A 24,980-nucleotide genomic window follows, 5' to 3' on the forward strand; every position below is an offset into this window, starting at 1 on the left:
TCCTCTTTCATTGAATATGGAATATATCATAAGCATTATTTTTAGAATGTGGCTATTTAAAACGAATCCGCCATACTCCTATGATCAAGATAATTTCACAAAGCAATCGCAATACTTTCGTGATTCGATAAGCCGTATCCTCTTTTATCTCTGGACTCTCCTGCAAGTATTTGCATTCAATAAAAGCCCTTGCCGCAATTTCTCCAAAAACTGCCAGCGCTAAAAATAAAGAAAAGCCTGCCATGCCTTTTGCATAACTGTACAATGACAATAAGAATAAAATAGAGACGCCTAAATTGTATAATGTCAGCCAGAATTTTTTCTTCATATCGATCACCTCTCGATTCAATCCAAGTGTAACAGAGTCTTTTATTAAGCAAAAATGTTCTAATGACGAGGCCATACTCCTACCACCAAAATAAGACCACAAAGATATCCGAGTGTTTTTGCGATCCGATAGGTTTTATCCTTTTTGATTTCCGGATTCTCTCGTAAAAATTTCCATTCAAATTTTGCCTCTATAATACTTGCTGCCAATACCGGTATCGCTAAACATAAGGTCACCGTTGTCAAGCCTTGAAGAGACGTGTACAGTAACAATAAAAGTACCACCGAACCGCCTAAATGGTATAATATCAGCCAGAATTTTTTCTTCATATCGATCACCTCTCGATTCACTATCCTGACAGGGCTGAAATCTCACAAAACAGCAACCTCTCTTTATTTTTGCAAAACCAGACATGTCTCTTATTTATTCTAATAATATCAGATTTATGTTCCAAAATATATAGACATTTTCTTACAAAATAGTTACAAAAATAACTCTACCAAAATGGAAGCAACGGTGTACAAGGGGTACAAACAAGATTAAAAAGAAAAGATAGATTTGAAAGTAAGTAGAGTGGGATAATCCAGAAGTTAGAGCTTAGATTTTCCACTCTACTTGAACGTGGTCGCTAGTTGCGCTGATTGAAATAATCAGGCCGTCAACGGCTTTCCTTTTGTCGTCAAATTCAATGCTGTCCCAATGGTCGAGGTAATAAGAGAGTTCCTGCTCCTTTTGGGGTGACATTGTTTCAATGGACATTTCCGCAATCTCCTTTGAAATGGTCTGGCGGCGAGTGTCCAGTTCTTCAATTTTTTTGTTAGCATAGGCAAGAAGTGTTGCGTTGGCTCCGGTTAGCGTATCAAGTAGTTTTTCAATCTCGGCTTCAACTTGCGCCAGTTCAATTTGATGGGCGGTCAGTTTGGGATTGACTTTTTCCTCCCGGCTATGGCGGACTTGAAAATTTTTAAATCTCGCCCGCATAGCACTGAAAATAAATTCCTCAAATTCAGATTTACGGATTTTACCACAGCCCGGGCAGCCTTTATTTTCAGTCCGTTTACTACAGCGAAAATAGCCTTCGCTGTTCGGAACGTGTGTTGCCTTTAAGGCATATCCGCAACACCCGCATTTAACTTTTCCGGCAAGCCATGTATTTTTCGGCTTACGTCCTTGTTGAAAACTCTTATTTGTCATTAGCTTCTTCCTGCATTTCAGCCATACATCAGACGGTATGAGCGCTTCATGTGGAGCGATTACAAGTATCTGGTCTTTCAGGCTCCTGTCTTTATCCTCCTTCACGTCCCGGCCCTGATAGAGATAACAGCCATTGGTTCCGGCAAAATCGGAAGCGTCATTGACAATAGCCGCCCCCTGGCTTTTAAAAAATTCGTAGAGTTCTAAATCTGCTTGTGCGTAAACAGGATTTCTTAAAAGCTGTGAAATAAAGGTACGGAATAGCGATTTACCGTAAACTTTGATGTTCTGTTCCTCAAAGTACCGTGTAATGTCACCAAAAGACGTTTCCGGCTCGGAATACATTTCAAACATGAGCTTTACATATTGGGAAGTTTCGGGGTCTGCCACCATCTTTTTTGTGCGGATACCTTCAACCACTGTCGGCTCCAACTGATAACCATAGGGGGCCTGTCCGCTCATGTGAAAACCTTTCAGGCACCGGGAGTAGTAAGCGTCCGTGACGCGTTTCTGGATTGTCTCACGTTCAAGCTGTGCGAATACGATACAAATATTCAGCATGGCCCGCCCCATTGGGGTTGAGGTGTCGAACTTTTCTGTGGACGAAACAAACTCCACGTCATATTCCTGGAACAGCTCCATCATGTTTGCAAAGTCCAGAATGGAACGGCTGATTCTGTCCAGCTTATAAACGATTACCCGCCGCACCCGGCCCTTTCGGATTTCTCCTAACAGCTTTTGAAACTCCGGCCTGTCCGTATTCTTCCCGGAATAGCCTTTATCCTTGAATACTTTACAGCTTCCGCCTTTCAGCTCATACTTACAAAAATCAATCTGGCTTTCAATGCTGATACTGTCCTTACGGTCTACCGACTGTCTCGCGTATATACAATCTTCTCTGATAATGTCCATATTGGGCTCCTTCCGTATGGAATGGAGCTACCAACCTTACAATTATATTATACCATAGGCAGCCCCGGACAACAATGTTGCGGTTGATTAGTAAAATCTGTCCGTGTATTTACTGAACACATCATATAAGTGATTTTCGATTTCTCTTTTTCGCTTGTTCTTTTCATCCGGGGATAGTACCGGAATTAGATTTTCCAATACGATAAGTTTCCCTTGAAAATATACGGATTGTTTTTCGCTTTGGTATGTAACAGATTGAACCATCGAAAACCTCCACTTTTCAGTACGGATGAACAGCGGCCAGCTTCCCTCTTGTCTGCTGGGGAAACCTAAAAAAGCGGCTCCCTGGAAGGAACTGCCCTTTGAGCTTTCCCCAGCCTCGGGCCACGTTGGCCCGAAGCTAATAATCGCCGTTATAATATTTCTGTTCAGCCTCGTTGAGTGTGTATAAGTCAAACACTCCATAAAGCTGATTTACTACACGGCTAATATCTTTATGGGTGAATCCACAGTCCTGCATGGCCATAATCACATAGCCCCGGCAGGCGTCATTACTCCATATATTCAGCGTTAATTCTGGACTAGATATATTTTCCTTCATAAAATTCTCCTGTTCATAGAAAAATATGGGCCCAGCCAGAACGGTTGCCCTATCATCAGACAGTAATAGAGGAAGGGCCCCACAGGTTAGAAAGTTTTTTCAGATAGACCGGACGGACAGTTGGCTTTTTGTCCCATAGCATTTCAGCTCTCCCCATTCTGATGGCAAGGCGATCTCATTACCTGCGACGGCTCACGGTTCGCAACACCGCTGCACGCTCGGATTGTGACTAATCGCAAGTATCCGGGTTTTGTGTTTTGTCCGGCAGACCTGCACAGTCTGCCTACGGCATGGGCCTGGTCGCTCTCTCTAGTGTAAAAATAGAGGTCATGGCGGGCCTGTCACTGGACACAAGCACCCTTCGTATCCGTCTATCTTTTATTCAGTTTTCAATCTGCGTGAGGCGTGTCCCGCTTCGGGCCAATGTGGCCCGAGGCTTTGACTGCCTCTCATAAGCCATTTCATTTTTGAGGCGAAATCGGTACACCTTATAAAAATTTTTTTAAAATTTTTTCCAAGTTCCGAAGGCCGCGCTCAATGGCGAGCCGCACGACCTTTTCATCCACACCCTCGGCCCGGGCAATGTCTTGTTTCGTCAAGCCGAGAATGAAATGAGCGTAAATGCGCTTTGCCTGTTTGTCGGGCAGTCGTGAGATGGCGGTATAGAGTTCTTGTATCGTCACTTTACGCTCATACAGTTCATAGGGAGAGAACGCAACGAAAAGCGCCTCATGCTCAATTCCATCATTCCGATCCAGGGAGTAATAGGCTTTGTGCCGGTATGTACGCAGACGGTAAGCGGCTTCCTTCCGGTCAAACTCCTTGAACATTTCAACAACATCTTCTGGTACTTCCATAAAGTAGTCTGACGTATAAAAAGGGTAATAGTCCCGTAAATTTATAATAGCCATATTGAACCTCCGCTTTGTTTTGTGATGGATGGACAACAAAACAGAAGCGGCGGGGAGCGTATATGTAGGCTGAAATTTCTGAAATTTTCAAAAAATAACAGTGAAAAATCTATAAAATAGTAAAGATGGCTACTCGTTCTAAAAAAGCCTCGACAGCTTATCTCAAGACTGGCTCTGTTTCGATAGCAAATCCTGAAATAAGGTGTCGAACATAAAAAAAGCTCAAACAAATAACAGCTTGTTTGAGCCTTAAAAAAGTTTAAATTGGAATAAAACTCCTCCCATCTAGGAGGAGGTAAAGCAAAAGGGGCGTTGCTTCATCTATTTTTTCTCAATAATCTAACTCATGTTATTAGCAACCTCCGCGTAAAAATCTCGTAGTTCTTTTATTATCATATAATGTATTTTTTGCAAAATTTGTCGTAGATAGGAGGCAAAAATAAAAAAATAGAGTAGAGGATATGTTAATGGTTAACGTACCTCTACTCTATCTAATTGTTACTAAAAATTTTCTTTTAAAAAGGTTGTTACAAAACAGACTCAATTTACTATATATAGTATATGTCAATTATTAAATCTACCATATACAGAACATTACTTTTCTCTTTGCAACAACCCTTTTAAATTGTATAATTGCTTTCACTTAATCAGCATTATTTTTTATCTGATTGAATAGCCATCCTATAATTCGAGCTATACAGTATAAAACACCAAGTCCAAGGACGGAGCATACAACTAGAAAAAATATAGACATTGCCGACATATTTACATCAACACCTTTTTGAATAGGACTCTACTTATATTATTCTTAATTTAATACGGTAGAAACTTCTCCATTAAAAACTTCCGTTCTTAAAGCGAAAGAAAGTGTTCCTACTCCGCCGACTACATTTGCTCTCATAGAGCCAGTCACTTCGGCCGCTTTGCTTGAGGTAGATGTTGCACGGCCAATGGCTAAACTTTCATCTTCAACCGTTCCGCCAACACAGTAGGTATTTAAATCACGTGCATTAGAAATTTTCCACTGGCTACCACTCTTTGATAAGTCAAATCTGTAATCCATACCTGCGACACCCCAAAATGCATCCGATTTCCACGTTCCTTCAGTAGCAGGATCACGAGTTAAAGGAGGCGTATAGCTAAGTGTCACTGTTACCGGCTGACCGTCCTTCTCGAAATGTAATGTTTCCGAATAGGGCTGGCTTTCGTCAAAATTATTCAGATCGACACTGAATGTTTGTCTCTGTTCTGGAGAATCAGCAGCAAGAGCACTAAATGCGCTACCAACTACCATGAGACTCAGCGCTACCAACAGACCCAATGCCTTTTTCAAACCTTTCTTCATAAATGACCTCCTTGAGACTTTACCATAGTAACAAACTCAGATTTTTTAGCGCCCACCATTATGTAAGGCACTATTCTCTCAAATTCTCCTCCTCTATAGCCCCAATGGTATCCCTCCCTTTACTAATCGGTTATGAGCTTTTTATAACTAACTGTAGTATACCACAGAATCCCTATATATGCAATATAATCTAAAAATGGTAAATAAAACTTAATAAATTGTTAATTATCAACATATATCGTATATTTTTCTGATATAAAAACCGGGTATTCAAGTTTTGTGTTTTGATGTTTGAGTTAAAACGATAAAAAGAAAGAGAACTTGTTGATATAAAAAAAATATCATTCTTTTTGCATAAACATATAAAAACTCGAAAAGCGATTGATAAATCACCGAAAATTTGTGGCGAATTTTCTTAATATAGATATTTTAAGGAGGTATTGCGTAAAACAATAGATGTTGTATAAACTCAATAATCTTTTTTGCAGTATATTGCTAAATAGCTAAATGGCAAGCAATGCCTCTGTGGCCACAAGTGGCACAAAGGCTGCTTGTTGGGGCTCGCCCCAAACCCATATCTTCGGGCCAACATGGCCCGAAGTGTCAGCGTCGCTTTGCTCCTTATTTTCATAACCTTAACGCTCCTTTTCCTGCTTTCTTCCCGGCTCGGTGTAGCCCATCAGAGTGTCAATGTTCGCCTTGATTGTGACGATCTCCTGCATATCCCGTCGTGCCTTCTGGTATTCTCCATAGAGCTGTTTTTTCTTTGCTGTGAGCTTACGGCCTTCTTCCTTCAGCACATCCATTTTGGGGAGCTTTGCCCCGCCCAGCAGAGAGCGCATTTCCGCTTGTGCAACCCGGTACAGTTCAAGGTCGGCCTCATGCTCCGCAAGGAATTTCCTGCTGTACTTCGTCGCCTTATACTGCTCAAAGACTGGGCGGGTTTTGGCATACTGAACCGTTGCAGCCTTTAGCCCGGCATTGGTTTTCATAGCCTGTTCCGTCTGCTTGACCTGCTCGGAAATAGCATGGAAACGGTCTGCCGCCTCGGTGGCTTTCTGCGCCAACTGCTCATAATCGGTCAGGTTATTGTCCTGTATATAGGCAAGAGCGGCGGCCATCTGCTTAATGTTAAATACCTTCGCCCAGCGTTCATATCCAGGCCCCTTACCGGCAGCCAGCTTTGCTTGAATATCCACCGCCAGACTGATTTTCCGTTCCGAGCGCCCGGGGCGTTTTTCTTTGCCCTCAATGGCAGACAGAACATCTTGCAAGTCGTAGCCGTCTCCCAGCGTGGAAGCCCGCAGACGGGTAAAGCGTTCCTGTCCCTGCCCGGTCAGCCGGAAACTGATACCGCCGCCCCGAACCGTCTTGACCTCATATCCGGCCCGCTTCATCAGATTGAGAAATTCGTCCAGATCAGCGGGGCGTTCCGCCAGCGCAGTATCAATGGCAAGGCGCAGTCTGTCCTGATAGGAAAGCGGCCCTTTTCGTTCTTTCTGCCATTCTCCATAATTCCGATACTTGCCCTTGCTCCGGGGCTTCGGGTTCTCTACAATGGACAGCCCGTTTTCAAGGCACAGCCTGTCAGAGAGCCGCCGGAGGGCGAAGCTGGAGCCCCAAAAGTTTCGGAATTTCCGGGTGCAGTCAAGGGTGGTGGAGTTGTAATAAATGTGACAATGGATGTGCTGCTTATCGGTGTGCGTGGTAACGATAAAAGCGTGCCGCCCCTTTGTCCAGCGCATAGCCAGCTCATAGCCGATACGGTTCGCCTCCTTCGGGGTGATCTCGCCCGGATAGAAGGATTGTCGTATCTGATAGCACAGCACATCATTTTCTTTTTTCTGTTCCCGGCCCGTCATAGCGGCATAGCTGGCTTTTGCCAAAAGGAACTCGTCCGCCACGGTGGCCGGATCACATTCATAAGCGGAGATATACTTTCCTCTTTCTGTTTTCTCCGGGTCCTTGCCATAGTCCAGACAATCCCGGATTGCCTCGGCAATCGTTTCGCCTTCGCCCGCATGGCGCTGCAACAAAGTTGTGGTAGCCAGAAATCATCCCTCCTTTCCATGAGAAAAGGGCGGCCCATCCAGACCGCCCCGACTTCGGGCCAACATGGCCCGAGGCTGTTTAACTTGCCAGAAACCGGTACAGAGCGGATTTGCCTCCGTCCAGCGCCCAAAGAAGGGAGCCCGCCGCCGCTTGCAGTCCATACGGCGAAAGAAGGAAAGCGAGAAACAGAAATACAATCCCGCCTATGGGCGTCGGCGTGAAAAAGAGAGCGACACCCAGCACCACCAGAATCACAGAGGCAATCGTCAGCAGGACGGCACAAATATCAAACAGGAATACCAGCAGAGCCGCCAGAAGGGACAACGCTAAAGCAAAGGGAGCAACCAATATTTTCAGCAGTATCTTCATCTCCAAAACCTCCTTTATCTATCCTTCCTACCTCTATTTTATCATGCCTGCCCGGGGACATAAATGTTGCGAAAGATTAGTGAATCCTGTCCCAAACCTTCGGGCCATGATGGCCCGAAAACAGAAAAAGCAGGACACATTCATGTCCTGCCAAATTTCTGCTATTCTGTTTCCTGCTGCGGGCAATCGGGAACTGTCAGCAGCGAAGTGTCGATAACAATATCCTCTGCTGGTTTCAAGAGCTCTGTCAAATCGTGCTGCCGTCCCACGTTGGTCACATCAATTTTATTCACGCATATTCCAATCCACGGAAACTGTCTGCTTAATTCATCCATCAAGTCGTATATATCAGCAGTTGCCAGCTTATCATCCGATATGTAGCCGGAGCCTTGACGGTGAGAAAAACGATGCCGTTTGAAGAACCGGCGCAAGTCGTCATACGCCTGCCGGTAATTGGCTCCGGGGTAATGCTCTTTTAATTGATGGGTGTCCAGATCAAAATTTAAGGCTTTGAAATATTTTCTCTCCAAAACTCAAGCCCTCATTGCTGTTTTTTCCTGATAGTGGGTCAACAGATCTTCTTCATTGAAATCATCTGGACTGTCAGAATCGTCACTGTCACAAAGACGCCACACAGAAACATTATCCATGAACCATGTCTGCCGCTTCAAGGTATTGACGATCCGGCCGAACAGACTAAAATCCCTCGCTCTGCCGCAGTCACGGAATACCAAAGCGCCGGAACCATCCTCCATACGGGGAAGGCCCACGGTTTGGAATGTATGATTGATTGTGTTGTAAATGCCATCCAGCCGGTACTTATTTTCGGCTGTGATTTTATCATCATTCATGCGAATAACCATTTTCAGCATGGTATCAGCCTCCCTTCTTGAATTATTATATCATTATAGAGCTGGTTCTACAATCTTGAAAATCTGAATTTTTTATGACGGGCTTCGGGTCATGCTGGCCCGAAGTGGTAAAAAAAGAGCAGGGCGGCAAGCCCCACAACGGAAGCCTGCCGCCCTCGTCTTACTTTGCCACCAGCTCGGAAAGCTCCCGCAGCACTTTTGACACCTCGCCCCACAGCTTTTCATAGTCCCGCTTCAATCCGTCGATTTCCTCCGGGTACACGCCATAGGTGTGTGCGTGTACGGCGACCTGATTGAGATTGTTGGAACAGCGCCGTTGCAGAGAGATCAATTCTTTTACGGGCGCAAGGTCGATGTGCAGGATATACCCGTTCAGAGCCATTTTCCGTACATAGGCCCCGGCGTTGGAAATGCCCGCCTCGGCCATCCGTTCATGGATGGCTGCCAGCTCGTCCGGCGTTACCATGACGTGCAGATGGACATTCCGCTTGCGGTTCTCCATCATCGTTCCAGCTCCCGGCCTTTCCGGCGCTTTTTGGGTTCCTTTACCTTATCCAGCGGTTTTGCGTCCAGCTCCGGGGGCGTGGGTTGGATGGGCGTGTTGTTGGGTACGCCGTCAATCATGTTGCAGTTCTGCTCCGTGGAGAGCTCGGCGGTTTTCAGATAGTTGTCTTTTTCGTGCATGGCGATCCTCCTTTATCGTTCCTCATGGTTTTTATGGCTCCGCTTCTGGCCGGGCTCCTTCGGGGGTTCCTGCCCTCTGGTTCCTTCTTTGAGCCGGGCGGTAATGGATGAGCGCACCCGGTCAGGATTGCCCGGTGCTGGTTTCAGTTCATAATCCTCCATTTGCTTTTCGGTCAGCGGCTTTGTGTAGGTCAGTTCGCCCCATGCCATCAGCCTGCCGTCTGCCACAGGACGCCGCCTGTCATCGTCGTAGTTGACAATGGAAAGAGGCTGGTTATCCGGCGGCTTCGGGTAAGTTCCTATGTCCACGGGCCGCTGGGTGGAATAATAGCGGTAAACGCCTTCCGGTCCCAGCTCGGTATGCTTGACCGCCGCATGGTAAAGCTGCTGATAATCGTCCACCCGGCGGTCAAAATCCCGCTGCGCCCATGCCTGGCTGTTTCCATAGCGGCCCCAGTAGTAATCCCGATGGCCGTTTTCCCCCTCGGTAAACTGCCAGGTCACAAAGGGGCTCGGCGCTCCCGGATTATGCCCAAGCGCAAAGCCGTGTCCAGTTTCAAAGGTGGCAGCTTTCAAAATCACATATCCTTGTACTGTCTCCAAGAGATCCCTCCTTTCTGTGCCTCGGGCCAACATGACCCGAAGTGCTGGATGTTACGAAATAAGAGGGCAGACCGGGGAGGAATGTAATAAGATATTCCCACCCCGGAAACACCCTCAAAAAAGCCCGGAATGTCAAGCCTTTGGAGGCGGCAAATCGTAACAGCCGCCCGGCCTTTTCTCCCGCATTTTCCTCATGCGTTCCCGGCTTTTCCGGCGGTTCCCTTCGGCCTTGCAGGCGTCGGAACAGTAGGCTTGACGCCCCTCGGGCAAAAACGCCTTTCCGCAGACCGCACAGGCCCGCAGCTCCGGGGAGATGCCTTCCGTTGTCAGCGACGCTTGAAGCTCCGGGTTAAGAGGCAGGACAGCCTCACGGAAATAACGGCAGTACGCCCCTGTCCAGCACTTGTGCAGCATATAGCAGGCACAGTCAAGAGGAAGGCACAGGCCGCTTTCCCGGTCATAGTTGGCGCACATCCCCGTGACCAGAGTGCGGATTTTCTTCTTCTCGTCACGGGTCAGCTCCCGGGCGTCCATTTATGACTTCGGGCCACGATGGCCCGAAGGGCGGGGCTCCACGATCAGCGCCCGGAACTTCTTCCGGCACTGTTTTTTCTTTCCTTTGCACTCCTTGTAGTAACGGCATCCCTTACAAGGATCGTCATTGTCCCAGCCGGGGTGCGGTACTTCCTTCATCATTCGTTCAAAAGGGCTGCTTGTAAAATTCATTCTCATTCCTCCGTATCTTCCTCCCACGGCGGGGTATCTTCGTCCTCGGGTTCCTCTGCGATCTCCTCCAGCTCCCCGTCCTCATATTCGCAGTAATCATCCTCCAAATCCGGGGCCTCATGCTTCGGCTTGTAAATCTTGAAATAGTAACCAATCCCACCGCCGGCCAGCACCACCGCACCGATCAGGAGCAGAGAGAGAAGGGGGCTGTCCTTTTTCTCCGGCTCGGGTTCCGGTACTTCCTCCACAGGTTCGGTGGGCTTTGGCTCTGGCTCCGGGGTCACTTCTTGGGGCGGTTCCTTACCCTGTTCGGCAAGAGGCAGAAGGTCGTCTGTGGTAACGGTATTGAGGAAATAGACGTTCTCGCTGGTTTTCTGTTTGTCGATCACCAGATAAAACACGCTCTCGTCTGCGGTGGTGATGGTGTAGAACTCTTTACCGTCCTCGTCGGTGGCGTTGTCCACCACGGTTCCCGTCCCGTCCGGGGTAAAGGGGTTCTGGGTTTCCGGCTCCGCTTCGGTTTCCACCGGGGCGGGAGCTGTCTCCGGCTGCGGCTCGCTGCTCTGGGCGTAGGCCGGGACCGTAAAGATCAGGCAACACAAAAGGCTGGCAGCCATCGCCGCCAGCCTGCGGTATTTAGTTTTCTTCATGGGCTGTGTCCTCCTTTTCGGGTGCCTCCGGCTTCGGGTCAGTATGGCCCGAAGCGGTAAGGCTGTTTTTGGGGTCATTCAAAAAAGCCATAAGCTGGGCGGGGGTCAGTTTGAGCGAGCGCACCGCCTGCACGATCTGGCTGTTTTCTTCCTCCTGTTTCTGCTTTTCCAGCTCCCGGATTTTGGCCTGCCACTCGGCTGCCTTCTCCCGGGCTTTTTCCAGTTCCTTATCGAGCTTGTCGATCTTGTTCATGCAAGGACTCCTTTCCTCTGGCTCACAAACGCCCGAAGGCATAGAAATGTGTCTGCCAGTAGCTTGAATTGATGTTTGCGTATTGGATGGGCGAACCACAATGAAGCATCATCCCGTCGCCCACATAAATCCCCACATGGGACACAGGGCCGGGGCTGTCATAGGTTCCCGTGAAAAAGATAATGTCGCCGGGCTTTGCCTCGGAGGGAGAAATGATAGCGCACTGGTTGTAAATGCCCTGCGCCGTGGTACGGGGCAGGTTGTGGACGCCGCTGGCCGTGTACACCCAGCAGACAAAGCCCGAACAGTCAAAGGAGGTGGACGGGCTGGAGCCGCCCCACACATAGGGCCAGCCGATATACTTTGTGGCTTCTTCCATGAGCGCCGCAAAAGCCGGGTCATCCAGCGCCTCGCCGGGTATCTCATAGCTGGGGCCGGTATCTTCGCCGCCGTTGTAAATCCCTTCCCACAGATAGGGCTTGTTGCCTTTGAGCTGCTGCATAACGGTGTAGATTTCCCGCTGCTGTTCGTTAAGCCTCGGCAGGATCACGGCAGGCAGCGTCTTGTTTGTGAGGGTCACATTTAAGATGTAATACTCATAGGGGACTTCCTCGGTGGTGGTTTCCCCTGTCTCCGGGTCGGTGCTGGTTTCGGTGCGGTAGCGTATCTCGACTTCCTCCGTCAAGGTCAGTTCATACTGTGCCTCAAAGATCTCCCGCAGCTCGTCCTGCACCTGTTCCCGGAAATACACATGGTACTTTGCCGAGAGATAGGACGCCAGCTCATAGGGGTTATGGCCGATCTCGTCCACGGAATAGCGGTACTCGTCATAGCCGGGATGGGTGCTTTCGATGTTTGCCACCGTCTGCGCCAGCTCGTTTTCCAGCGCCGTGTAGTCCTCGTCTACGCCCAGCAGGTCCGTATCCTCCGAGGCGTAGGAGGTGCCGGATAACGCATTGGCAAGGCCGCTGCCAAGCGTGGGGAAGATGGAGCTTACCGCCGACACAAGAAAACAGAGCAGCAACAGCAGGAGCAGGACCAGCACCGCCACGGGATGACGGGTCACAAACTGCGCCGCCCGCCGGGTCGCAGTTCCCGAAGCGGCAGCGGTTTTCTTTGCGGCCTTTGCGCCCTGTTTTGCAGCCGCCTTTGCTTCTTTGGAATACCGGCGTTTCAGTTTCCATTTCTGCTGCACACGGGAAAGCGGATTGCTGGCAAGCTCCGGGTGCTCGGAGGCCATCTTCTGAAAATCCATATTGGCCCGGGCTTTTATGTCCTTCCGTTCCCACTTTGCCACCTTCCGGGCCGGGTGTTCCTGCCAGCGGCGTTTGGCATACCGGGTCAGTTTCCGGGCTCCGGCCTCGGCCACAAGTTCCGACTTATGGGCTCCTTCCACACCCACATTTTCATGCTCGACTTCGTGGATCTTGTTGTGGACATAGAACCATGCTTCTGTACGGGCTCCCCGGACTGCCTTTTTTGCAAGCCCCGGCGGTTTCTTCGCTGCCCGTTTTGCCTCGGTCTTGTCCAGTTTCTCCCGAGCCTTTCCCAGCTTTTTCCCGGCGTGTTCCGCTTTTGCCTGTGCTTTCTGGTACTTGTCCTTTTTGCTCCCGGCATTCTCTGCGGAGCCTCCGGCTCCTGTGCCTTGCTGGTATCCTGCGGCCCGCCCGCTTCATCCTCCTGCCTCATGCGGTCAGAGGGACGGCTTTTGCGGCTGTCCTCTTGAAACTTGCCGCTTTTGGACTTCGGGCCATCGTGGCCCGAAGGGCTGTCCTGCCCGGTATCCTCGTCCTCAAACCGCAGGCGTCGGGATGGTGCAGGGGAAGGCCCTTCCCGTTCCGCCGGTCCGGGGCGATTGCCCCCGGTATCCTCCGTCGGCCCCGGCCTTTGAAACTCCGTTTGTCCGGTTTCTTTCCGATGATGTATCCCTCCTTTCCAAACCTCGGGCCAGCATGGCCCGAAGTGTGTTATGCCCGGTTCATTTCCTGTTTTTTGTCCTCCGGGCGGGTGGTCATAATGGCGTACAGCTCGGTGTTCTGCGGGAAGCGGTCAACAAACGGGATGGTGGTGTTCCCGAAGAACAGCAGCCCTTCGCCGGAATTGGTATGGGTCACATAGGAAAGCTGGTGGGGGCTGATCCCAAGCTGTTTGGCTAAAATCTGCCGGTCCCCCTGTGCCTGCGAGAGCAGCACAAGGAAGTCCGAGTTTTCAAAGATGTTCTCGATCTCCGGGCTTGCCAGAAAATCCTTTACGTTCTGCGTTAAAGCACTCGGAACGCACCCTTTTTTCCGCAGCATTTTCCAGATCGCTACACAATAGCTTGCCGTCAGACGGTCACGGAGCAGCACATGAAATTCGTCAAAGTAGCACCATGTAGCGATACCGCGGAGGAAATTCATGGACACCTGCGAGTTTACCAAGTCCTGCATAATGAGCATGGCAATCGTCCGAAGCCCGGCTCCCAGCTTTTTTAAGTCAAGGCATACCAGACGGCGGTTTAAGTCCACGTTGGTTTCATGGTTGAACACGTTAAGGGAACCGGACACATAGATTTCAAGAGCCGTCGCCAGCCGCACCGCCTCGCCCTCCGGCTGGGAACAGAGCAGGTCATACAGGGTTTGGAGGGTCGGCATTTTGCTTGTTTCCGGGTCCTGCAAGTGTTCCCGGTACATCTGGCGCACACAGCGGTCAATGACGGTACGCTCCACCGGCTGCAAGCCGTCCTTGCCGCCAACGATCAGCTCCATCAGCGACAGGATAAAGTCGGCTTTCAGCGCCATCGGGTTTTCCTCGTCGAAGCTCAAATCAATGTCCATCGGATTGATGTGGTGGGGGCTGTCCGGGGCGATCTCGATGACCTGTCCGCCCAGCCGCCTGATAAGGGGCGAATATTCGCCCATCGGGTCCACCACGATAATGCGGTCTTTTGTGGCAAGGAACACATTCACAAGCTCCCGCTTTGCGGCAAAGGATTTGCCGGAGCCAGGCACGCCGAGGAACAGGCCGTTGGGGTTTTTGAGCTTTTTCCGGTTCGCCATGATGACGTTATGGGAAAGTGCGTTGAGCCCGTAATAGACGCTTCGCCATCCATGCGGAGCTCCTGCGTCATAAAGGGAACGAAAATGGCCGTGGAGCTGGTCGTCATGCCGCGCTTGATCTCAATGCCGTTATGGCCCAGCGGAAGGCTGGAAAGAAAACCGTCCTCCTGCTGGAAGTCCAGCCGCTTCAAGGTGCAGTTGTATTTCTGGACGATACCGGACACCGTGAACAGGTCATTGTCCAGCTCCCGGCGGGTCGGAGCCATGTTTACCACAAGGAAGGTCAGCAGGAACATTCTTTCATTCCGGCTCTGTAAATCTTCCAGAAGGGTCTTTGCGTCGTTGCTGTATGTTACGAGGTCGGGCGGAAGTATGTCCATGTCGTACCCTGACCGGGCTGCCTTCTTTTGTTCCTCCACCTTCATCTTGTCAATGTCGGAGACTTTGGCCTTGATGGATTTTACGGCGGCGGCCTGATCAACGGTCTGGATATGGAGGGTGATGGTCATTTCCGCATCCATTTCCAAAAGCTCCGCCAGCAGCTTGTCCGAGAGCTCCGAGGCCAAAATCTGCAAGTAGGAGGCAGCGCCCCAAGTCGTCCCCACCCGGAACAGTCGGCTGAAACGAAAATCGAAACTGTCCGGGGCGATAAAGTCTTTGGTGGAAAGCCCGGTTTTGGGGATCATATCCCATGAAAACCGGAAGGGGGAGCCGCTGCCGGGGTGGAGCTGCCCGTGAAGAAGCTCCAGCCGTTCCAGCCCTGAAAGGGAGCGGCACTTGACGCCCAGCTTTTTGAAGTTCCCGCAAATGTCCGCCTCTACACGTTCCAGCCTTGCCCTGGCGGTGGAAAGGTCGTCCACGTTCACGCCGAAGGTCAGGAGCTTTGTGCGGACAATGCCGTTGTTGCTTTTGGCGATCTGGTTTTCCAGCATTTCCACATACTCACACCGGACGCTGTTGTAATCGTCATCCTGCATGGGGATGTTCACGCTGTACCGGCTGCCCGGGCGGCTTCGGTGGTTGAGGAAGGAAAGCTGGAACGGAAGGCTGCTGTCAAAGTAGTTGAGGCAGGCGCTCCACCCGTCAAAGATGGCCGCCTGATCTTCGGACTGTGCGAGCTGGTAGTTGATGTCCTCGTATTCAATGGTTTTGGTGTAATAGCGGTCCGTTACCCGGCACACCCCATCCCGGTACATTTCCCGGTAAGGGAGGGTCTGCTGGGCGGTGGTGGGAATGTTCTTTCCCTTTGTGAACAGGCCGGTAAGGCCCTGCTTTTCAGGCTTTCTGCCTGCGGGCTTTCCGGCCCTTCTGCTGTTTTGCAATCGGCTGCGCCTCCTTTCTGGCGCTAAGCAGCGCATAGAAGTTTTCGGTTTTGTAAGGCCGCACCCGGGGATAGAGGAACCGGGTGCGGATGATGTTTTTCAGCACTTTTTCCAATGGCAGGCCGTCCCGCTCATACATAGCCAGAAAGAAGAACGGGAGCATGAGGCCGATCATTAGGAACATGGCGGCGCTGTTCCCGATACTGTCACGGGAAAGCAGGTAGGCCGGGAGCCCCACCGCCGCTGCGCCGGAAAAACAAACAAGCTGGCGCTTCGTCAGATTGAAGGCCAGCTTTGTCTTAATTTTGGAAAGGTCTTTTGGTACTGGCACATAGGCCATTTGGGTACACCTCCTTTACTGCTTCGGGCCAGCATGGCCCGAGGTCATCTTGCGGCCTCTTTGGCCGGGGCTGTACTGCGGGCGGCTTCGGCGGCCTTACGTCCGCTCTGCCTTGCCCGCCAGTATTCGGGATTATACTGCCGGATGGACTGGTTGAGGTTTTCTTCAAACTGCCCTTTGTCCTTAATGCGGTCAGGTATGTTCCACAGCTTTTTGTCCAACAGTTCCCGGAGCACCACACTTTCCTGCGCGTCCTCCTCATAGCAGATATAGCCCTTATCCTTGAAGCCGCACTTTTTCGCTGCTGGGGAGAGGACGGCGGCTACCTCGTTTGCCACCATCGTTCCGCCGTGGCTGGCGGTAGATACCAGAAACACCCCTGGACAGAGGGTTTCACAGCTCTGCACATCACCCCACGGGGAACTTTTCGGCGCATGGAACATTCCGCCCGTCCGGCTCCGGTCCGCCTGCATGAGCGCCGCCTTTTCCAATATGGCGCGAAGTTCCGGGGAAAAGTAGGCGTATTCCCGCAGGACACGGGCGGCCTCCCCGCCGCAGGCGTTCATCAACAGGGTATAGGCATCGCTGTCCGCTTTGGTACAGCGGCCCAGCAGTTTTCCGTCGTAATAGCAGGCCGCGTCATAGCCCGTCCGTTTGCGTGGCATGGTTCCCGCCTCCTTTCTGCTTCGGGCCAGCATGGCCCGAGGTCAACGCTCTGCGCTGCGGCTGGGCTTTTCCTTCGGAGGCCGTTCTGCCTTTGCCTGTTCGGCAGCCGCTTTTCCGGCTTTGAGCTGGTCGCTGATGGATGCACGCCCCACAGAGCCACGCTCCGCCATCTGTTCCAGCTTTGCCTCATAGGCTTGCAGAACAGCGGTGTTGAGCTGTTCCCGGAACTCCTTTGTGACAGGGTAGGCCATATCCCGGTAGCCGCCTTTGCCGTCTGGCTGGCTGGGCATCCCAAGAAAGAGCCCCTTGCTGCCCTGTACGATTTTCAGATTTTCCACCACAAAGCAGTCATTGAATTTCACGCTGGCAAAGCCCATGAGGTTTTTCACAGGTTCGATGACCCGCACGCTTACATCCAGCTTTATAGGGGCAGCTGGTGTTCCGCCCGCATTTTTTTCCTGCATGGATTTCTCCTTTCCGCTTCGGGTCAGCATGACCCGAAGCTGTTACAAGTTTACAGTGCTTTCAACTTCGTTTCCCCACACGTCCCATCCGGGCTTTTTTTCTCTGGCGAACAATTCCACTCGTGGTATATCGCCCATCAGTTCTACAATTTTCCGCCTGGCCTCGTCCGGCTTTTTACTGTGGCGCTCTATCGGGGAAACAATAAGCTGGTGAACACCGGTAGACTTACGCTTCGGATGTCCTTTTACTGCTAAAAGACAAATTTCTGCATTGCCTCTGGTCCAATACCCCAGACCGTAAAACCATGAGTAGGAGCGCCGGTTCCTCTTTATCCATACAAAAGCCACAGAACGATAAGAAAAGCCCCATGCTTTAATGACCTTTAAGGCTTCCGGCAGTTGTGGGAATGTTGCCCACAGAAACAAAACGCTGTCTTTTGCAGCCAAGTCGGCCACTGGAAGGGAACAAATTTCTTCAATACTCATAGTGGGATAATGAAGCTCTGCTGATCCCTGCCTGTTTTTCTGCTCATACCGCCACGGTGGATCTGCATAGATTATCGAAAATTTTTCTTTCGGCATGATCCTCCTTTCCGCTTCGGGTCAGCATGGCCCGAAGTCTCTTAATGGCAGCCGAAGATGGATTTTGCAAGACTGCCTGTTTTGAATAAGGTAAAACACAGCAGCACCGTATATCCCACGCAGCCCCAGATCGCCCCGATGGGGTCGCCGTCGGTGGCGATACTCTGGATCAGCACCGCATAGATTGCGACACAGACTAAGATCAACAGACCTTGAAAGCCCACCGCAAAGAGGGAGCGGAAATAGTTCTGCCCCATGTGTCCGGTTTCCCTGTTGGGGACTGTGGCAAACGGGATAGGCGCTAAACTTGTGAGTAAATAGATTTCAGTCATACGGCCATATACGATGACGAAGATCACGATATTTAAGGCAATCATGGTAAGCTGGATCAGGAAGGATTGTAGCCAGAGTCCGAACAGAGGACCCAACTCCATCGCTTCAAGTTCTGTCCGTAGACTGTCCAGCACATCCGGCGTGATCTCTGTCCCGTTCTGGATAATGCCCGCTGACTGCTGTATCACATGCTGGCTCACATCAAAGACCGCCAGCACGATATTGAAGGTATTCGTCAGGATCATCACAGCCACAAAGGTTTTGAACACCCACTTAAAAAACATCCATGTGTCAACTTCATGGAGGTTGTTGCGTTCTATGAGCATCTGTATCAGCTCATAGGTCATTACAAAAGTGAGGATGACCCCGGCGATTGGCAGGATGGCAGTTTCAGAGATCTGTCGTATCATGGAAAAGACCCCGGCGTTCCAGTCCGCCGGGGTCGTGCCGACCTGTGTGGCGATCTCGCCAACGCTCTGATTGACGTTATCGAAAAGGCCGTCCAGATTTCCCATGATACCATCGACGAGCAGACCTTTCAGCCATTCAACGATTGCGTCGATGATAAAGTCCATACATCAGCTCCTTCTGGAAAAAGGGACAACGGGTGACACTTAGCTGAACAGACCGGACAGCAGAGGGATAAGCTGAAGGCCGATCAGAACGACACCGCCGCCAGCCATGAGCTGCTTAATGCCCTGTGATTTTGCCGCAGGGTTGTCCGACCCGTAACCTTCCAGAAGGTTGATGACACCCCACACCGCCAGACCGGCGCCAAGAGCCATGACCAGAATTTTAAGAATGTCGATTGCCTGATTGAAAAATTCCATATACGTTCCTCCATTTTGTTTGTTTGATGGTTTTGGGTACAAAAAAAGCCGCCCACATCGGCGGCGCTTCGGGTCATCATGGCCCGAAGTTACACGAACTCGTCGCTGTCCAGATCATCGAAGTTCAACAGGTCAGCTTCTTCGTCCGTGTCGGAGCCGTCCACTTCGTACACCGTGTATTCGTCCTCCGGCTTTAGTCTCAATGGCCGGTGGCGGAACAGGCTTTCCAAGCGGAAGGCGTTTTTCTTTTTATCAAATTCGGCTGTGTACTTGTAATTCGGGTGCTTTTTCAAGTCATACTTCGGGGACAGGAAGGGCGGGAGCCCCCGAAGCTGCAAGATACATTTATCCCCGGGCATGGTGGTGATCTCGCTGGTAGTCATCAGCTCCCGGCCAAGCCGCTGCATATTCTGGCTGTAACTTTCAGACTGCCCCCGGCTCCGGCCTTCGGTCTGCATGGAGATGGTGGCCTTGCCCAGCCAGTTTTCCGAAATATCCTTTAGGGTGGAAGCCTCCCGGCCTCCGAGGAACACGATACTGTCCATGTTGCCCATGATGGTTTCAGAATGGTCCTTGTACAATGCCTTGCACTGGCTCATAGCCTGATAAAAGAGTGTCAGGCTGATCTCACGGGAACGGATGACAGCCACAATTTTCTCCAGCCCCGGCACCTGCCCGGTGTTGGCAGCCTCGTCCCACAGCACCCGCACATGGTAGGGCAGACGCCCGCCATAGGTATTGTCAGCCCGTTCACACAGAAGGTTGAACATCTGCGAAAAAGCGAGGGCAACCAAAAAGTTGTAGGTGGTGTCCGTGTCGCTGATAAGGAAGAACAGCGCTGATTTTTCATCCCCCAGCTTATCAAGCTCCAGTTCGTCATAGGACATGATCTCCCGAAGCTGGGGAATGTCAAAGGGGGCAAGTCTGGCTCCGCAGCTAATCAGTATGCTTTTAGCTGTCTTGCCGCTGGCCAGCTTGTATTTCTTATACTGTCTCACAGCGAAGTGCTGGGGACTGCGGCGTTCCAGCCCATCGAACATATAGTCAACCGCATTTTTGAAGGTTCGTCATCTTCCCGGACTTCCATGCTGTTTATCATTTCCACCAGCGTATTCATGTTGCGTTCTTCCTCCGGCCCCTCAAAGACGATATAGGCCACAAGGGCGCAGTACAAAAGGGTTTCGGCTTTTGTCCAGAACTCGTCGCCCTCCTTGCCATCGCCTTTGGTATTGGCAATCAGGGCGGTAACGAATTTCAAAACATCGCTTTCCGTCTTGATATAGGCCAGCGGATTGTAGTGCATGGATTTGGAGAAGTCGATACTGTTGAACACCCGCACCCTGTATTTTTCCCTTTGCAGGAACCGCCCGCACTGGTCGAGGGTGCCGCCCTTCGGGTCTACCACCACATACGAGGAATGGGCTTGAAGGAGCTGCGGGGTCAGCCAGAACCTTGTCTTTCCCGAGCCGGACGAGCCGATGACACAGGCGTTTAGGTTCCGGGCATTGGCAGGTACCTTCGGACGGGTGTTCATGGTAAGGAACTCCGTCCCGGTTAAAATGACATTGTTCTGAAATTTAGGGTCTACAAACGGCTTTATATCCTCCTTTGTTCCAAAGCGGGCGGTGCCGTACTCCGCATCCCGCCGGAATTTTTTTGCCTTCCTGATCTTTGACTGTATCAGCAGATACATCCCAGCCGCACCGGCAAGGCCCACCAGCAGGTCAATACCGCCCAGCCCCGGCCAGTAGGTTTCAAAGGCTTTCGGGAAGGTGTCGAGCATCCCCATGAGCTTTGTCCCGAAGTCTGTGCCGGGTGCAGTCCGGTAGGCCGTCCCGATTTTGGAAAAAAACCAGAACACAAAGAGGTACGGCAGGTTGGGGAGCACATATTTTCTGATCTTGTCACTCAACGTCCGTCCTTCACCGCCTCTCTGGTCCGCTGCTTCTCCTTTGCCTGCGTCCTGATCTGCTCCGTGAATTTCCGAAGCTGGCCGAGGATAGAAGGCTTGTCCTGCTCTTTGTCCAGCACCTTTGCACTGTACTTCTGGAAGGCCGCCGTGATAGCGTCCGCCTGATTGGCTTTGAAAAACAGCAGGTAATGGCCGGGGCTCACTTTATGGAAAGCGTAGTCCACATGGAACTCCTTCGCGATCCGGTCAAAATCCTTCGGGGCTCCCACATAGGGCATGGCGCTTTTGCCGCCATAGTGGTTCATCAGCTTTTTCACACTCTGGCGTCCCTGTGGGGTCAGCGCCTTCCGGTGGTGCTTTTGCAGCGTCCGCACCACCTTCCCAAGAGCGGCAGCCAGCACTTTTCCCGTGAGCTTCGTTGTCCTGATCGAAAGGGCAACCGTTTTTTGGTTTACTTCTTCCTGCATAAAACCTCCTTTCCGTCGGGGTTCCCGCTATCCGGGAGGCCCCCGTACAATCTCGGCGAACAGAAAGCCTCGGGCCAATGTGGCCCGAGGCTTACCGCTCGGCATCCCTGCCGGACGGAGCTTTCTTTTCCGGCTCCGTCTGGACTTTTTCGCCCTGTTCCCGCATGGTCTGCAAGATAGAGGGCTTCTTTTGAAGCTGGGAGGCTTTTCGCCGGACAGCGGCTTGATACATTCCAGCCGGTCAGCCGCCCGGATGGCGTTGTCCGTGAGCTGCCTCTGCCATGCACCCACGCTGGGAGCCCAACGAAAGCCGCTGCTTTTCAGCTCGGCCCGGGTGTCCGCGTCAGGCTTTCCGTCAAAGAACACCTGCAAGCGGTTGTCCTCCCGGTTCATTTCCACACGACCCCCATCGAACTCCCAGCCGGAAAATTCCTGCTGTGCCTGTTTGGAAAGCTGTTCGATACGGGCCTTTACCCGGCGGATCTCCGCGTTGTTGTTGGTAAGCTGGTAGCTTTCAAAGGGCCTCGGGTCGCTCCGCCAGCTTGACGCCATGCTTGCTTTCAGCTTTTCGATCTGGTCCGGCGACAGCAGCGCACAGCCATCCAGTTTGCCATGCTTGCGGTAATAGGCGTTGACCTCCTTCATAATGAGCTGGGAGCGTTCCAGCCCGTCCAGCTTCTTCTGGAGCTTTTCAATCGCTGCCGGGTCATCGGCGCTGATCCCGCCCATGCCGGTACTGCGTATCTTATCCAGCAGCCCTTGAATATACTGCCATTCCTCCATGTTGCTGTCCCGGGCCCGGTTCTGTTTTTCCTTCTTCCCCACCGGGAAATTGGCAGGTCCGGCGATCATCACAGAGGGAACCCTTGCGTCAATGGCAAAGCCCTGGTTCATGTTTTCAGCCAGCTTTCGGGCATAGGTGTCTAACAAATGGTCGATCTTCTCATGGTACATGGGGGCCACCCGGGATTTCTGCTTTTCCGCTATGGCGGCGGCCTTGTCCACCATTGCCCGGTATTCCGCCGTTGCGCTCCCTTCCTTGTAGTCGGAAAAGCTGTTCATTTCCTTTGCCCGGCGGGCGGCTCCTTCATTGATAGGGTAATAGTTGATGGTATGCACCTCCTTCATGCTTCGGGCCATGCTGGCCCGAAGTCCTACCGTTCTTCATGGGAAGGCCCCGCCTTGTCCTTTTTCGGAGCGGGCGGGGCTTCTTGAAACCGTTTGAGTGCAACGAGAATGGAGTGGACAGGTTCGGCCTTTTCAGGATAGGCAAATATCCGGTGTTCCGGCGGAATGTCCTGCGGCCCGTGGTAATACTCCTTGAAGCCCTCCGGGACTGCCGACACATATCCACCGGGAGCGAATACGCCGCCCTCGTTGATACGCACATCCCGCCCGTATGCTTCATAATCGAAGTAGTTCTGAATGTGCTCCGGTATGTCGATGGTCCCAAGCTCGTCGGCGTAAAGGCGGCCCAGCCCTTCATCATCGGAAATATCCGGGTAAAAGCGGTAAAGGTCAAGGTTCTGCGTCAGGTTTATCAAATCCTTCACGCTCCGTGTGTGGTTTCCCAAGACAAGAGCGGCTTCAAAGGTTTCCAGTCCGCCCTTATCCCGTACTTCCAGCAGGGCGTGGCCCAGCTCGTTCAGCTCGTCGATGTTCTCACATTCGTAGAGATGATCGTAGAGCCCCAGCACATCGCTGTCAAAGCTGGTAAAGAACACTTCGCTGTACCGTTTCCCGTCTATCCCGATTTTGGCAAGGGCGGCCTGCAACTCCTGTGTCGTCGTGGGGAAATGTACCGTTGTCCCTACCTCAATCCCCATCAAGGGGTACAGGGCGGTGTTGGTTATATAGGCTTCAAACATGGGCTCATTCCTCCTTTCCGGCCCGGTCAGCCAGCACCTCATAGATCCCGGCCATAATGTAATCGGCGCAAGGGAGGGCAATCGCGTTCCCCAGCGCCTTGTAGCGTTGCAGAGGCCGGATCTCCACGCCGTCCGCCCCGTACTTTGTCCAGCCCTCTGGCAGCCCCATCAGCCGTTCGCTTTCCGTTTCCGTCAGAAAACGGATACAGCCGCCCTCCGGGTCGCCCTCATACCAGAAGGCGAAGGGCGTCACGTCACTGGCTAAAAGAGTGGGAAAAGGGTCAGTTGGTAATCCGAAGCTGTTTCGGAAGGCCGTTTCTTCCTGCCTTTTTGCCGCTCCCCGCATACGGAAGCACTGAAAGGGGTGGATGACTGGTATCTGCCGCCCTGTTTCAAAAGAAGCTGTTCGATCTCCTTCGGCGGCGGCCCGCCCGCCCTCTCCGCAAGGCGGAGGAAGTGGGAGCATTGGACGGGGCTTAAATAGTATGTCTGCGGCACGTCTGCCTCCAAAATCCGCCACGACGAAAATCCGCTGCCTTCGTGCCAGCCTTCGGGTGCCTGCCCAATACTGGGCGTCCATGAGCCGCCAGCACACATCAGGCGTTCCCCCTCGCACCATTCCGGCATTTCCCCATCTTCCCGAAGGAGGCATTGGAACTTCGGTGTCCGAGAAGGCGGATAGGACGGCTCTAAAGTCCATCCGGTCATTTGTAGAAAACGCTCCCATGACGTTTTCCCAAACAGCGATAGCTGGATATAGGTTATCAGTAGCATCCCTCATTTCCTGTATGATACGAAACGCCTGATAGAACAGGCTTGATTTTGCCCCGGCAAGGCCGGAGCGGTTGCCGATCAGAGAAAGGTTCTGACAGGGGGAACCGAAGGTTATCACATGGACCGGCGGGATTTTCCCGCCGTCCACCTTCGTAATATCTCCCAAATGCGCCATATCGGGAAAGTGCCTTTTGGTTATGGAGATGGGCGCTTTTTCAATCTCGCTGGCCCAGACCGGACGGATACCGCACCGGGAAGCAGCCAGAGGGAACACGCCGATCCCGTCGAAAAGGCTCCCCAGCTTAATGTCCGGCATGGCCCGGGGTGCCGTGTCCCTTCACGGCAAGCACCCCTTCCAGCGTTGTCGCCGCAATGCCCAGCCGTCCGGCAACCGCAATATCGTTTTTCACATCCTCGTCCACAACGCTGCCGCAGACGATCAGGGTATGAGAACGCCGCAGCATATCCCGGCGCATATCAATCCCGGCCTTATGTTCCTCGGGAACGCTGTCATTCAAAAACAGCGGCAGGTACAAGAGCGGGCAGATCGGGGAAAAGCCCGCCTCATAAGCAAGGCGGCAGTAGTGAGCCGCCAGCTCCATATCAACATCCGGCTCGCCGCTCCATGCGGCGGTCAGGTACGCTAAAGGTCGTTTCATTGGTTGAGCCTCCATTTCTGTTTTGGTTTAGGGAAAAGCAAGAGTTCGCCCAATCCCTCCGCCCCTTCCCCCGGGAAGGGGAACGGCTCTGGAGAATTTATATCCCCGTCGCTTGACCGGGAAAAAGCATAACCGGGAGAAATCCGTCAAGGGTGCCTCTGGCACCGCCTGCGGCGGCGCTGCCCTTGACTGATTTTCCCGGCTATGCTACGGAATAACTGGCGA

Annotated in this window: 27 protein-coding genes and 4 pseudogenes; all 31 read right to left on the minus strand. The window is 51.9% G+C overall.

Annotation, left to right across the window (positions count from 1 at the left end; genetic code table 11):
• Positions 1-52: 52 nt before the first annotated feature.
• Positions 53-328, minus strand: a complete 276-nt coding sequence (locus DW085_RS12680) for a hypothetical protein (protein ID WP_118524019.1) — start codon at positions 326-328, stop codon at positions 53-55.
• 59 nt (positions 329-387) lie between these two features.
• On the minus strand, positions 388-657 hold the full coding sequence (locus DW085_RS12685) for a hypothetical protein (protein ID WP_118492978.1): 270 nt from the start codon (positions 655-657) through the stop codon (positions 388-390).
• A gap of 268 nt (positions 658-925) precedes the next feature.
• On the minus strand, positions 926-2,434 hold the full coding sequence (locus tag DW085_RS12690; RefSeq protein ID WP_107001168.1) for a recombinase family protein: 1,509 nt from the start codon (positions 2,432-2,434) through the stop codon (positions 926-928).
• 400 nt (positions 2,435-2,834) lie between these two features.
• Positions 2,835-3,035 carry a hypothetical protein gene (locus DW085_RS12695; RefSeq protein ID WP_107001169.1) on the minus strand — a complete coding sequence of 67 codons (201 nt, stop codon included), beginning with the start codon at positions 3,033-3,035 and terminating at the stop codon, positions 2,835-2,837.
• A 488-nt stretch (positions 3,036-3,523) separates the two neighbouring features.
• Entirely contained in the window at positions 3,524-3,946 is a 423-nt protein-coding gene (locus DW085_RS12700; protein WP_107001170.1) for a sigma factor-like helix-turn-helix DNA-binding protein, read from the minus strand.
• Positions 3,947-4,754: 808 nt separating this feature from the next.
• Positions 4,755-5,291 (minus strand): hypothetical protein, encoded by a 537-nt coding sequence (locus DW085_RS12705; protein WP_107001171.1) that lies wholly within the window; start codon positions 5,289-5,291, stop codon positions 4,755-4,757.
• A 635-nt stretch (positions 5,292-5,926) separates the two neighbouring features.
• A complete protein-coding gene (locus tag DW085_RS12710; protein WP_107001172.1) occupies positions 5,927-7,342 on the minus strand; it encodes a relaxase/mobilization nuclease domain-containing protein in 1,416 nt (471 codons plus the stop codon).
• Between the two features lie 79 nt (positions 7,343-7,421).
• Positions 7,422-7,712 (minus strand): CD1845 family protein, encoded by a 291-nt coding sequence (locus DW085_RS12715; RefSeq protein WP_023042378.1) that lies wholly within the window; start codon positions 7,710-7,712, stop codon positions 7,422-7,424.
• Positions 7,713-7,873: 161 nt separating this feature from the next.
• Positions 7,874-8,242 carry a VapD family protein gene (vapD, locus tag DW085_RS12720; protein ID WP_016306491.1) on the minus strand — a complete coding sequence of 123 codons (369 nt, stop codon included), beginning with the start codon at positions 8,240-8,242 and terminating at the stop codon, positions 7,874-7,876.
• 3 nt (positions 8,243-8,245) lie between these two features.
• Positions 8,246-8,584, minus strand: a complete 339-nt coding sequence (locus tag DW085_RS12725; protein ID WP_016306492.1) for a hypothetical protein — start codon at positions 8,582-8,584, stop codon at positions 8,246-8,248.
• Between the two features lie 160 nt (positions 8,585-8,744).
• Positions 8,745-9,086, minus strand: coding sequence for a plasmid mobilization relaxosome protein MobC (mobC, locus tag DW085_RS12730; RefSeq protein ID WP_015553878.1), 342 nt, complete (start codon positions 9,084-9,086; stop codon positions 8,745-8,747).
• Entirely contained in the window at positions 9,086-9,268 is a 183-nt protein-coding gene (locus DW085_RS12735; RefSeq protein WP_107001173.1) for a DUF4316 domain-containing protein, read from the minus strand. Before DW085_RS12735 ends, mobC begins: the two co-directional genes overlap by 1 nt.
• Positions 9,269-9,280: 12 nt before the next feature.
• Positions 9,281-9,871, minus strand: coding sequence for a hypothetical protein (locus tag DW085_RS12740; RefSeq protein WP_227589686.1), 591 nt, complete (start codon positions 9,869-9,871; stop codon positions 9,281-9,283).
• A gap of 132 nt (positions 9,872-10,003) precedes the next feature.
• Positions 10,004-10,405, minus strand: a complete 402-nt coding sequence (locus tag DW085_RS12745) for a cysteine-rich VLP protein (RefSeq protein ID WP_050005650.1) — start codon at positions 10,403-10,405, stop codon at positions 10,004-10,006.
• Positions 10,406-10,603: a hypothetical protein gene (locus DW085_RS12750; protein ID WP_005927616.1), complete on the minus strand. Its 198-nt coding sequence runs from the start codon at positions 10,601-10,603 to the stop codon at positions 10,406-10,408. It lies immediately after the preceding gene.
• Entirely contained in the window at positions 10,600-11,247 is a 648-nt protein-coding gene (locus DW085_RS12755) for a DUF4366 domain-containing protein (RefSeq protein ID WP_107001175.1), read from the minus strand. Before DW085_RS12755 ends, DW085_RS12750 begins: the two co-directional genes overlap by 4 nt.
• Complete coding sequence (locus DW085_RS12760) at positions 11,234-11,500, minus strand: DUF4315 family protein (RefSeq protein ID WP_005927622.1); 267 nt, start codon at positions 11,498-11,500, stop codon at positions 11,234-11,236. The genes DW085_RS12755 and DW085_RS12760 overlap by 14 nt, the downstream gene beginning before the upstream one ends.
• A 22-nt stretch (positions 11,501-11,522) precedes the next feature.
• Positions 11,523-13,189 (minus strand): annotated as a pseudogene (locus DW085_RS12765) (NlpC/P60 family protein).
• Between the two features lie 278 nt (positions 13,190-13,467).
• Positions 13,468-15,734, minus strand: a pseudogene (locus DW085_RS12775) (DUF87 domain-containing protein).
• A 79-nt stretch (positions 15,735-15,813) separates the two neighbouring features.
• The gene (locus DW085_RS12780) at positions 15,814-16,200 is read right to left on the minus strand and encodes a PrgI family protein (RefSeq protein WP_016306500.1); all 387 of its coding nucleotides are present in this window, start codon (positions 16,198-16,200) and stop codon (positions 15,814-15,816) included.
• Positions 16,201-16,244: 44 nt separating this feature from the next.
• On the minus strand, positions 16,245-16,898 hold the full coding sequence (locus tag DW085_RS12785) for a hypothetical protein (protein WP_107001178.1): 654 nt from the start codon (positions 16,896-16,898) through the stop codon (positions 16,245-16,247).
• Positions 16,899-16,907: 9 nt separating this feature from the next.
• Positions 16,908-17,330: a SpoVG family protein gene (locus DW085_RS12790; protein ID WP_227589684.1), complete on the minus strand. Its 423-nt coding sequence runs from the start codon at positions 17,328-17,330 to the stop codon at positions 16,908-16,910.
• Between the two features lie 42 nt (positions 17,331-17,372).
• On the minus strand, positions 17,373-17,912 hold the full coding sequence (locus DW085_RS12795) for an MT-A70 family methyltransferase (RefSeq protein ID WP_107001180.1): 540 nt from the start codon (positions 17,910-17,912) through the stop codon (positions 17,373-17,375).
• Positions 17,913-17,953: 41 nt separating this feature from the next.
• Positions 17,954-18,820 (minus strand): VirB6/TrbL-like conjugal transfer protein, CD1112 family, encoded by an 867-nt coding sequence (locus DW085_RS12800; protein WP_009901636.1) that lies wholly within the window; start codon positions 18,818-18,820, stop codon positions 17,954-17,956.
• Between the two features lie 39 nt (positions 18,821-18,859).
• Positions 18,860-19,075: a Maff2 family mobile element protein gene (locus tag DW085_RS12805; protein ID WP_016306504.1), complete on the minus strand. Its 216-nt coding sequence runs from the start codon at positions 19,073-19,075 to the stop codon at positions 18,860-18,862.
• 89 nt (positions 19,076-19,164) lie between these two features.
• Positions 19,165-20,987, minus strand: a pseudogene (locus DW085_RS12810) (type IV secretory system conjugative DNA transfer family protein).
• Complete coding sequence (locus DW085_RS12815) at positions 20,984-21,454, minus strand: PcfB family protein (protein WP_107001182.1); 471 nt, start codon at positions 21,452-21,454, stop codon at positions 20,984-20,986. The pseudogene DW085_RS12810 and the gene DW085_RS12815 overlap by 4 nt, the downstream one beginning before the upstream one ends.
• 91 nt (positions 21,455-21,545) lie before the next feature.
• Positions 21,546-22,594: pseudogene (locus DW085_RS12820) on the minus strand (hypothetical protein).
• Between the two features lie 14 nt (positions 22,595-22,608).
• The gene (locus tag DW085_RS12825) at positions 22,609-23,322 is read right to left on the minus strand and encodes an antirestriction protein ArdA (RefSeq protein ID WP_107001184.1); all 714 of its coding nucleotides are present in this window, start codon (positions 23,320-23,322) and stop codon (positions 22,609-22,611) included.
• A 4-nt stretch (positions 23,323-23,326) separates the two neighbouring features.
• A complete protein-coding gene (locus DW085_RS12830; protein ID WP_107001185.1) occupies positions 23,327-24,412 on the minus strand; it encodes a DNA cytosine methyltransferase in 1,086 nt (361 codons plus the stop codon).
• A complete protein-coding gene (locus DW085_RS12835; RefSeq protein ID WP_009901612.1) occupies positions 24,399-24,755 on the minus strand; it encodes a hypothetical protein in 357 nt (118 codons plus the stop codon). The genes DW085_RS12830 and DW085_RS12835 overlap by 14 nt, the downstream gene beginning before the upstream one ends.
• Between the last annotated feature and the right edge of the window lie 225 nt (positions 24,756-24,980).

The organism is Clostridium sp. AF50-3 (assembly GCF_003477445.1).
In the GTDB taxonomy this organism is placed as follows: Bacteria; Bacillota; Clostridia; order Lachnospirales; family Lachnospiraceae; genus Otoolea; species Otoolea fessa.

What these genes read in the sequence shown, in the direction of transcription:
- DW085_RS12680 (WP_118524019.1), bottom strand. Translation starts at nt 328, where the DNA reads ATGAAGAAAAAATTCTGGCTGACATTATACAATTTAGGCGTCTCTATT.
- DW085_RS12685 (WP_118492978.1), bottom strand. Translation starts at nt 657, where the DNA reads ATGAAGAAAAAATTCTGGCTGATATTATACCATTTAGGCGGTTCGGTG.
- DW085_RS12690 (WP_107001168.1), bottom strand. Translation starts at nt 2,434, where the DNA reads ATGGACATTATCAGAGAAGATTGTATATACGCGAGACAGTCGGTAGAC.
- DW085_RS12695 (WP_107001169.1), bottom strand. Translation starts at nt 3,035, where the DNA reads ATGAAGGAAAATATATCTAGTCCAGAATTAACGCTGAATATATGGAGT.
- DW085_RS12700 (WP_107001170.1), bottom strand. Translation starts at nt 3,946, where the DNA reads ATGGCTATTATAAATTTACGGGACTATTACCCTTTTTATACGTCAGAC.
- DW085_RS12705 (WP_107001171.1), bottom strand. Translation starts at nt 5,291, where the DNA reads ATGAAGAAAGGTTTGAAAAAGGCATTGGGTCTGTTGGTAGCGCTGAGT.
- DW085_RS12715 (WP_023042378.1), bottom strand. Translation starts at nt 7,712, where the DNA reads ATGAAGATACTGCTGAAAATATTGGTTGCTCCCTTTGCTTTAGCGTTG.
- DW085_RS12725 (WP_016306492.1), bottom strand. Translation starts at nt 8,584, where the DNA reads ATGCTGAAAATGGTTATTCGCATGAATGATGATAAAATCACAGCCGAA.
- mobC (WP_015553878.1), bottom strand. Translation starts at nt 9,086, where the DNA reads ATGGAGAACCGCAAGCGGAATGTCCATCTGCACGTCATGGTAACGCCG.
- DW085_RS12735 (WP_107001173.1), bottom strand. Translation starts at nt 9,268, where the DNA reads ATGCACGAAAAAGACAACTATCTGAAAACCGCCGAGCTCTCCACGGAG.
- DW085_RS12745 (WP_050005650.1), bottom strand. Translation starts at nt 10,405, where the DNA reads ATGGACGCCCGGGAGCTGACCCGTGACGAGAAGAAGAAAATCCGCACT.
- DW085_RS12750 (WP_005927616.1), bottom strand. Translation starts at nt 10,603, where the DNA reads ATGAGAATGAATTTTACAAGCAGCCCTTTTGAACGAATGATGAAGGAA.
- DW085_RS12755 (WP_107001175.1), bottom strand. Translation starts at nt 11,247, where the DNA reads ATGAAGAAAACTAAATACCGCAGGCTGGCGGCGATGGCTGCCAGCCTT.
- DW085_RS12760 (WP_005927622.1), bottom strand. Translation starts at nt 11,500, where the DNA reads ATGAACAAGATCGACAAGCTCGATAAGGAACTGGAAAAAGCCCGGGAG.
- DW085_RS12780 (WP_016306500.1), bottom strand. Translation starts at nt 16,200, where the DNA reads ATGGCCTATGTGCCAGTACCAAAAGACCTTTCCAAAATTAAGACAAAG.
- DW085_RS12785 (WP_107001178.1), bottom strand. Translation starts at nt 16,898, where the DNA reads ATGCTGGCCCGAAGCAGAAAGGAGGCGGGAACCATGCCACGCAAACGG.
- DW085_RS12790 (WP_227589684.1), bottom strand. Translation starts at nt 17,330, where the DNA reads ATGCAGGAAAAAAATGCGGGCGGAACACCAGCTGCCCCTATAAAGCTG.
- DW085_RS12795 (WP_107001180.1), bottom strand. Translation starts at nt 17,912, where the DNA reads ATGCCGAAAGAAAAATTTTCGATAATCTATGCAGATCCACCGTGGCGG.
- DW085_RS12800 (WP_009901636.1), bottom strand. Translation starts at nt 18,820, where the DNA reads ATGGACTTTATCATCGACGCAATCGTTGAATGGCTGAAAGGTCTGCTC.
- DW085_RS12805 (WP_016306504.1), bottom strand. Translation starts at nt 19,075, where the DNA reads ATGGAATTTTTCAATCAGGCAATCGACATTCTTAAAATTCTGGTCATG.
- DW085_RS12815 (WP_107001182.1), bottom strand. Translation starts at nt 21,454, where the DNA reads ATGCAGGAAGAAGTAAACCAAAAAACGGTTGCCCTTTCGATCAGGACA.
- DW085_RS12825 (WP_107001184.1), bottom strand. Translation starts at nt 23,322, where the DNA reads ATGTTTGAAGCCTATATAACCAACACCGCCCTGTACCCCTTGATGGGG.
- DW085_RS12830 (WP_107001185.1), bottom strand. Translation starts at nt 24,412, where the DNA reads ATGCCGGACATTAAGCTGGGGAGCCTTTTCGACGGGATCGGCGTGTTC.
- DW085_RS12835 (WP_009901612.1), bottom strand. Translation starts at nt 24,755, where the DNA reads ATGAAACGACCTTTAGCGTACCTGACCGCCGCATGGAGCGGCGAGCCG.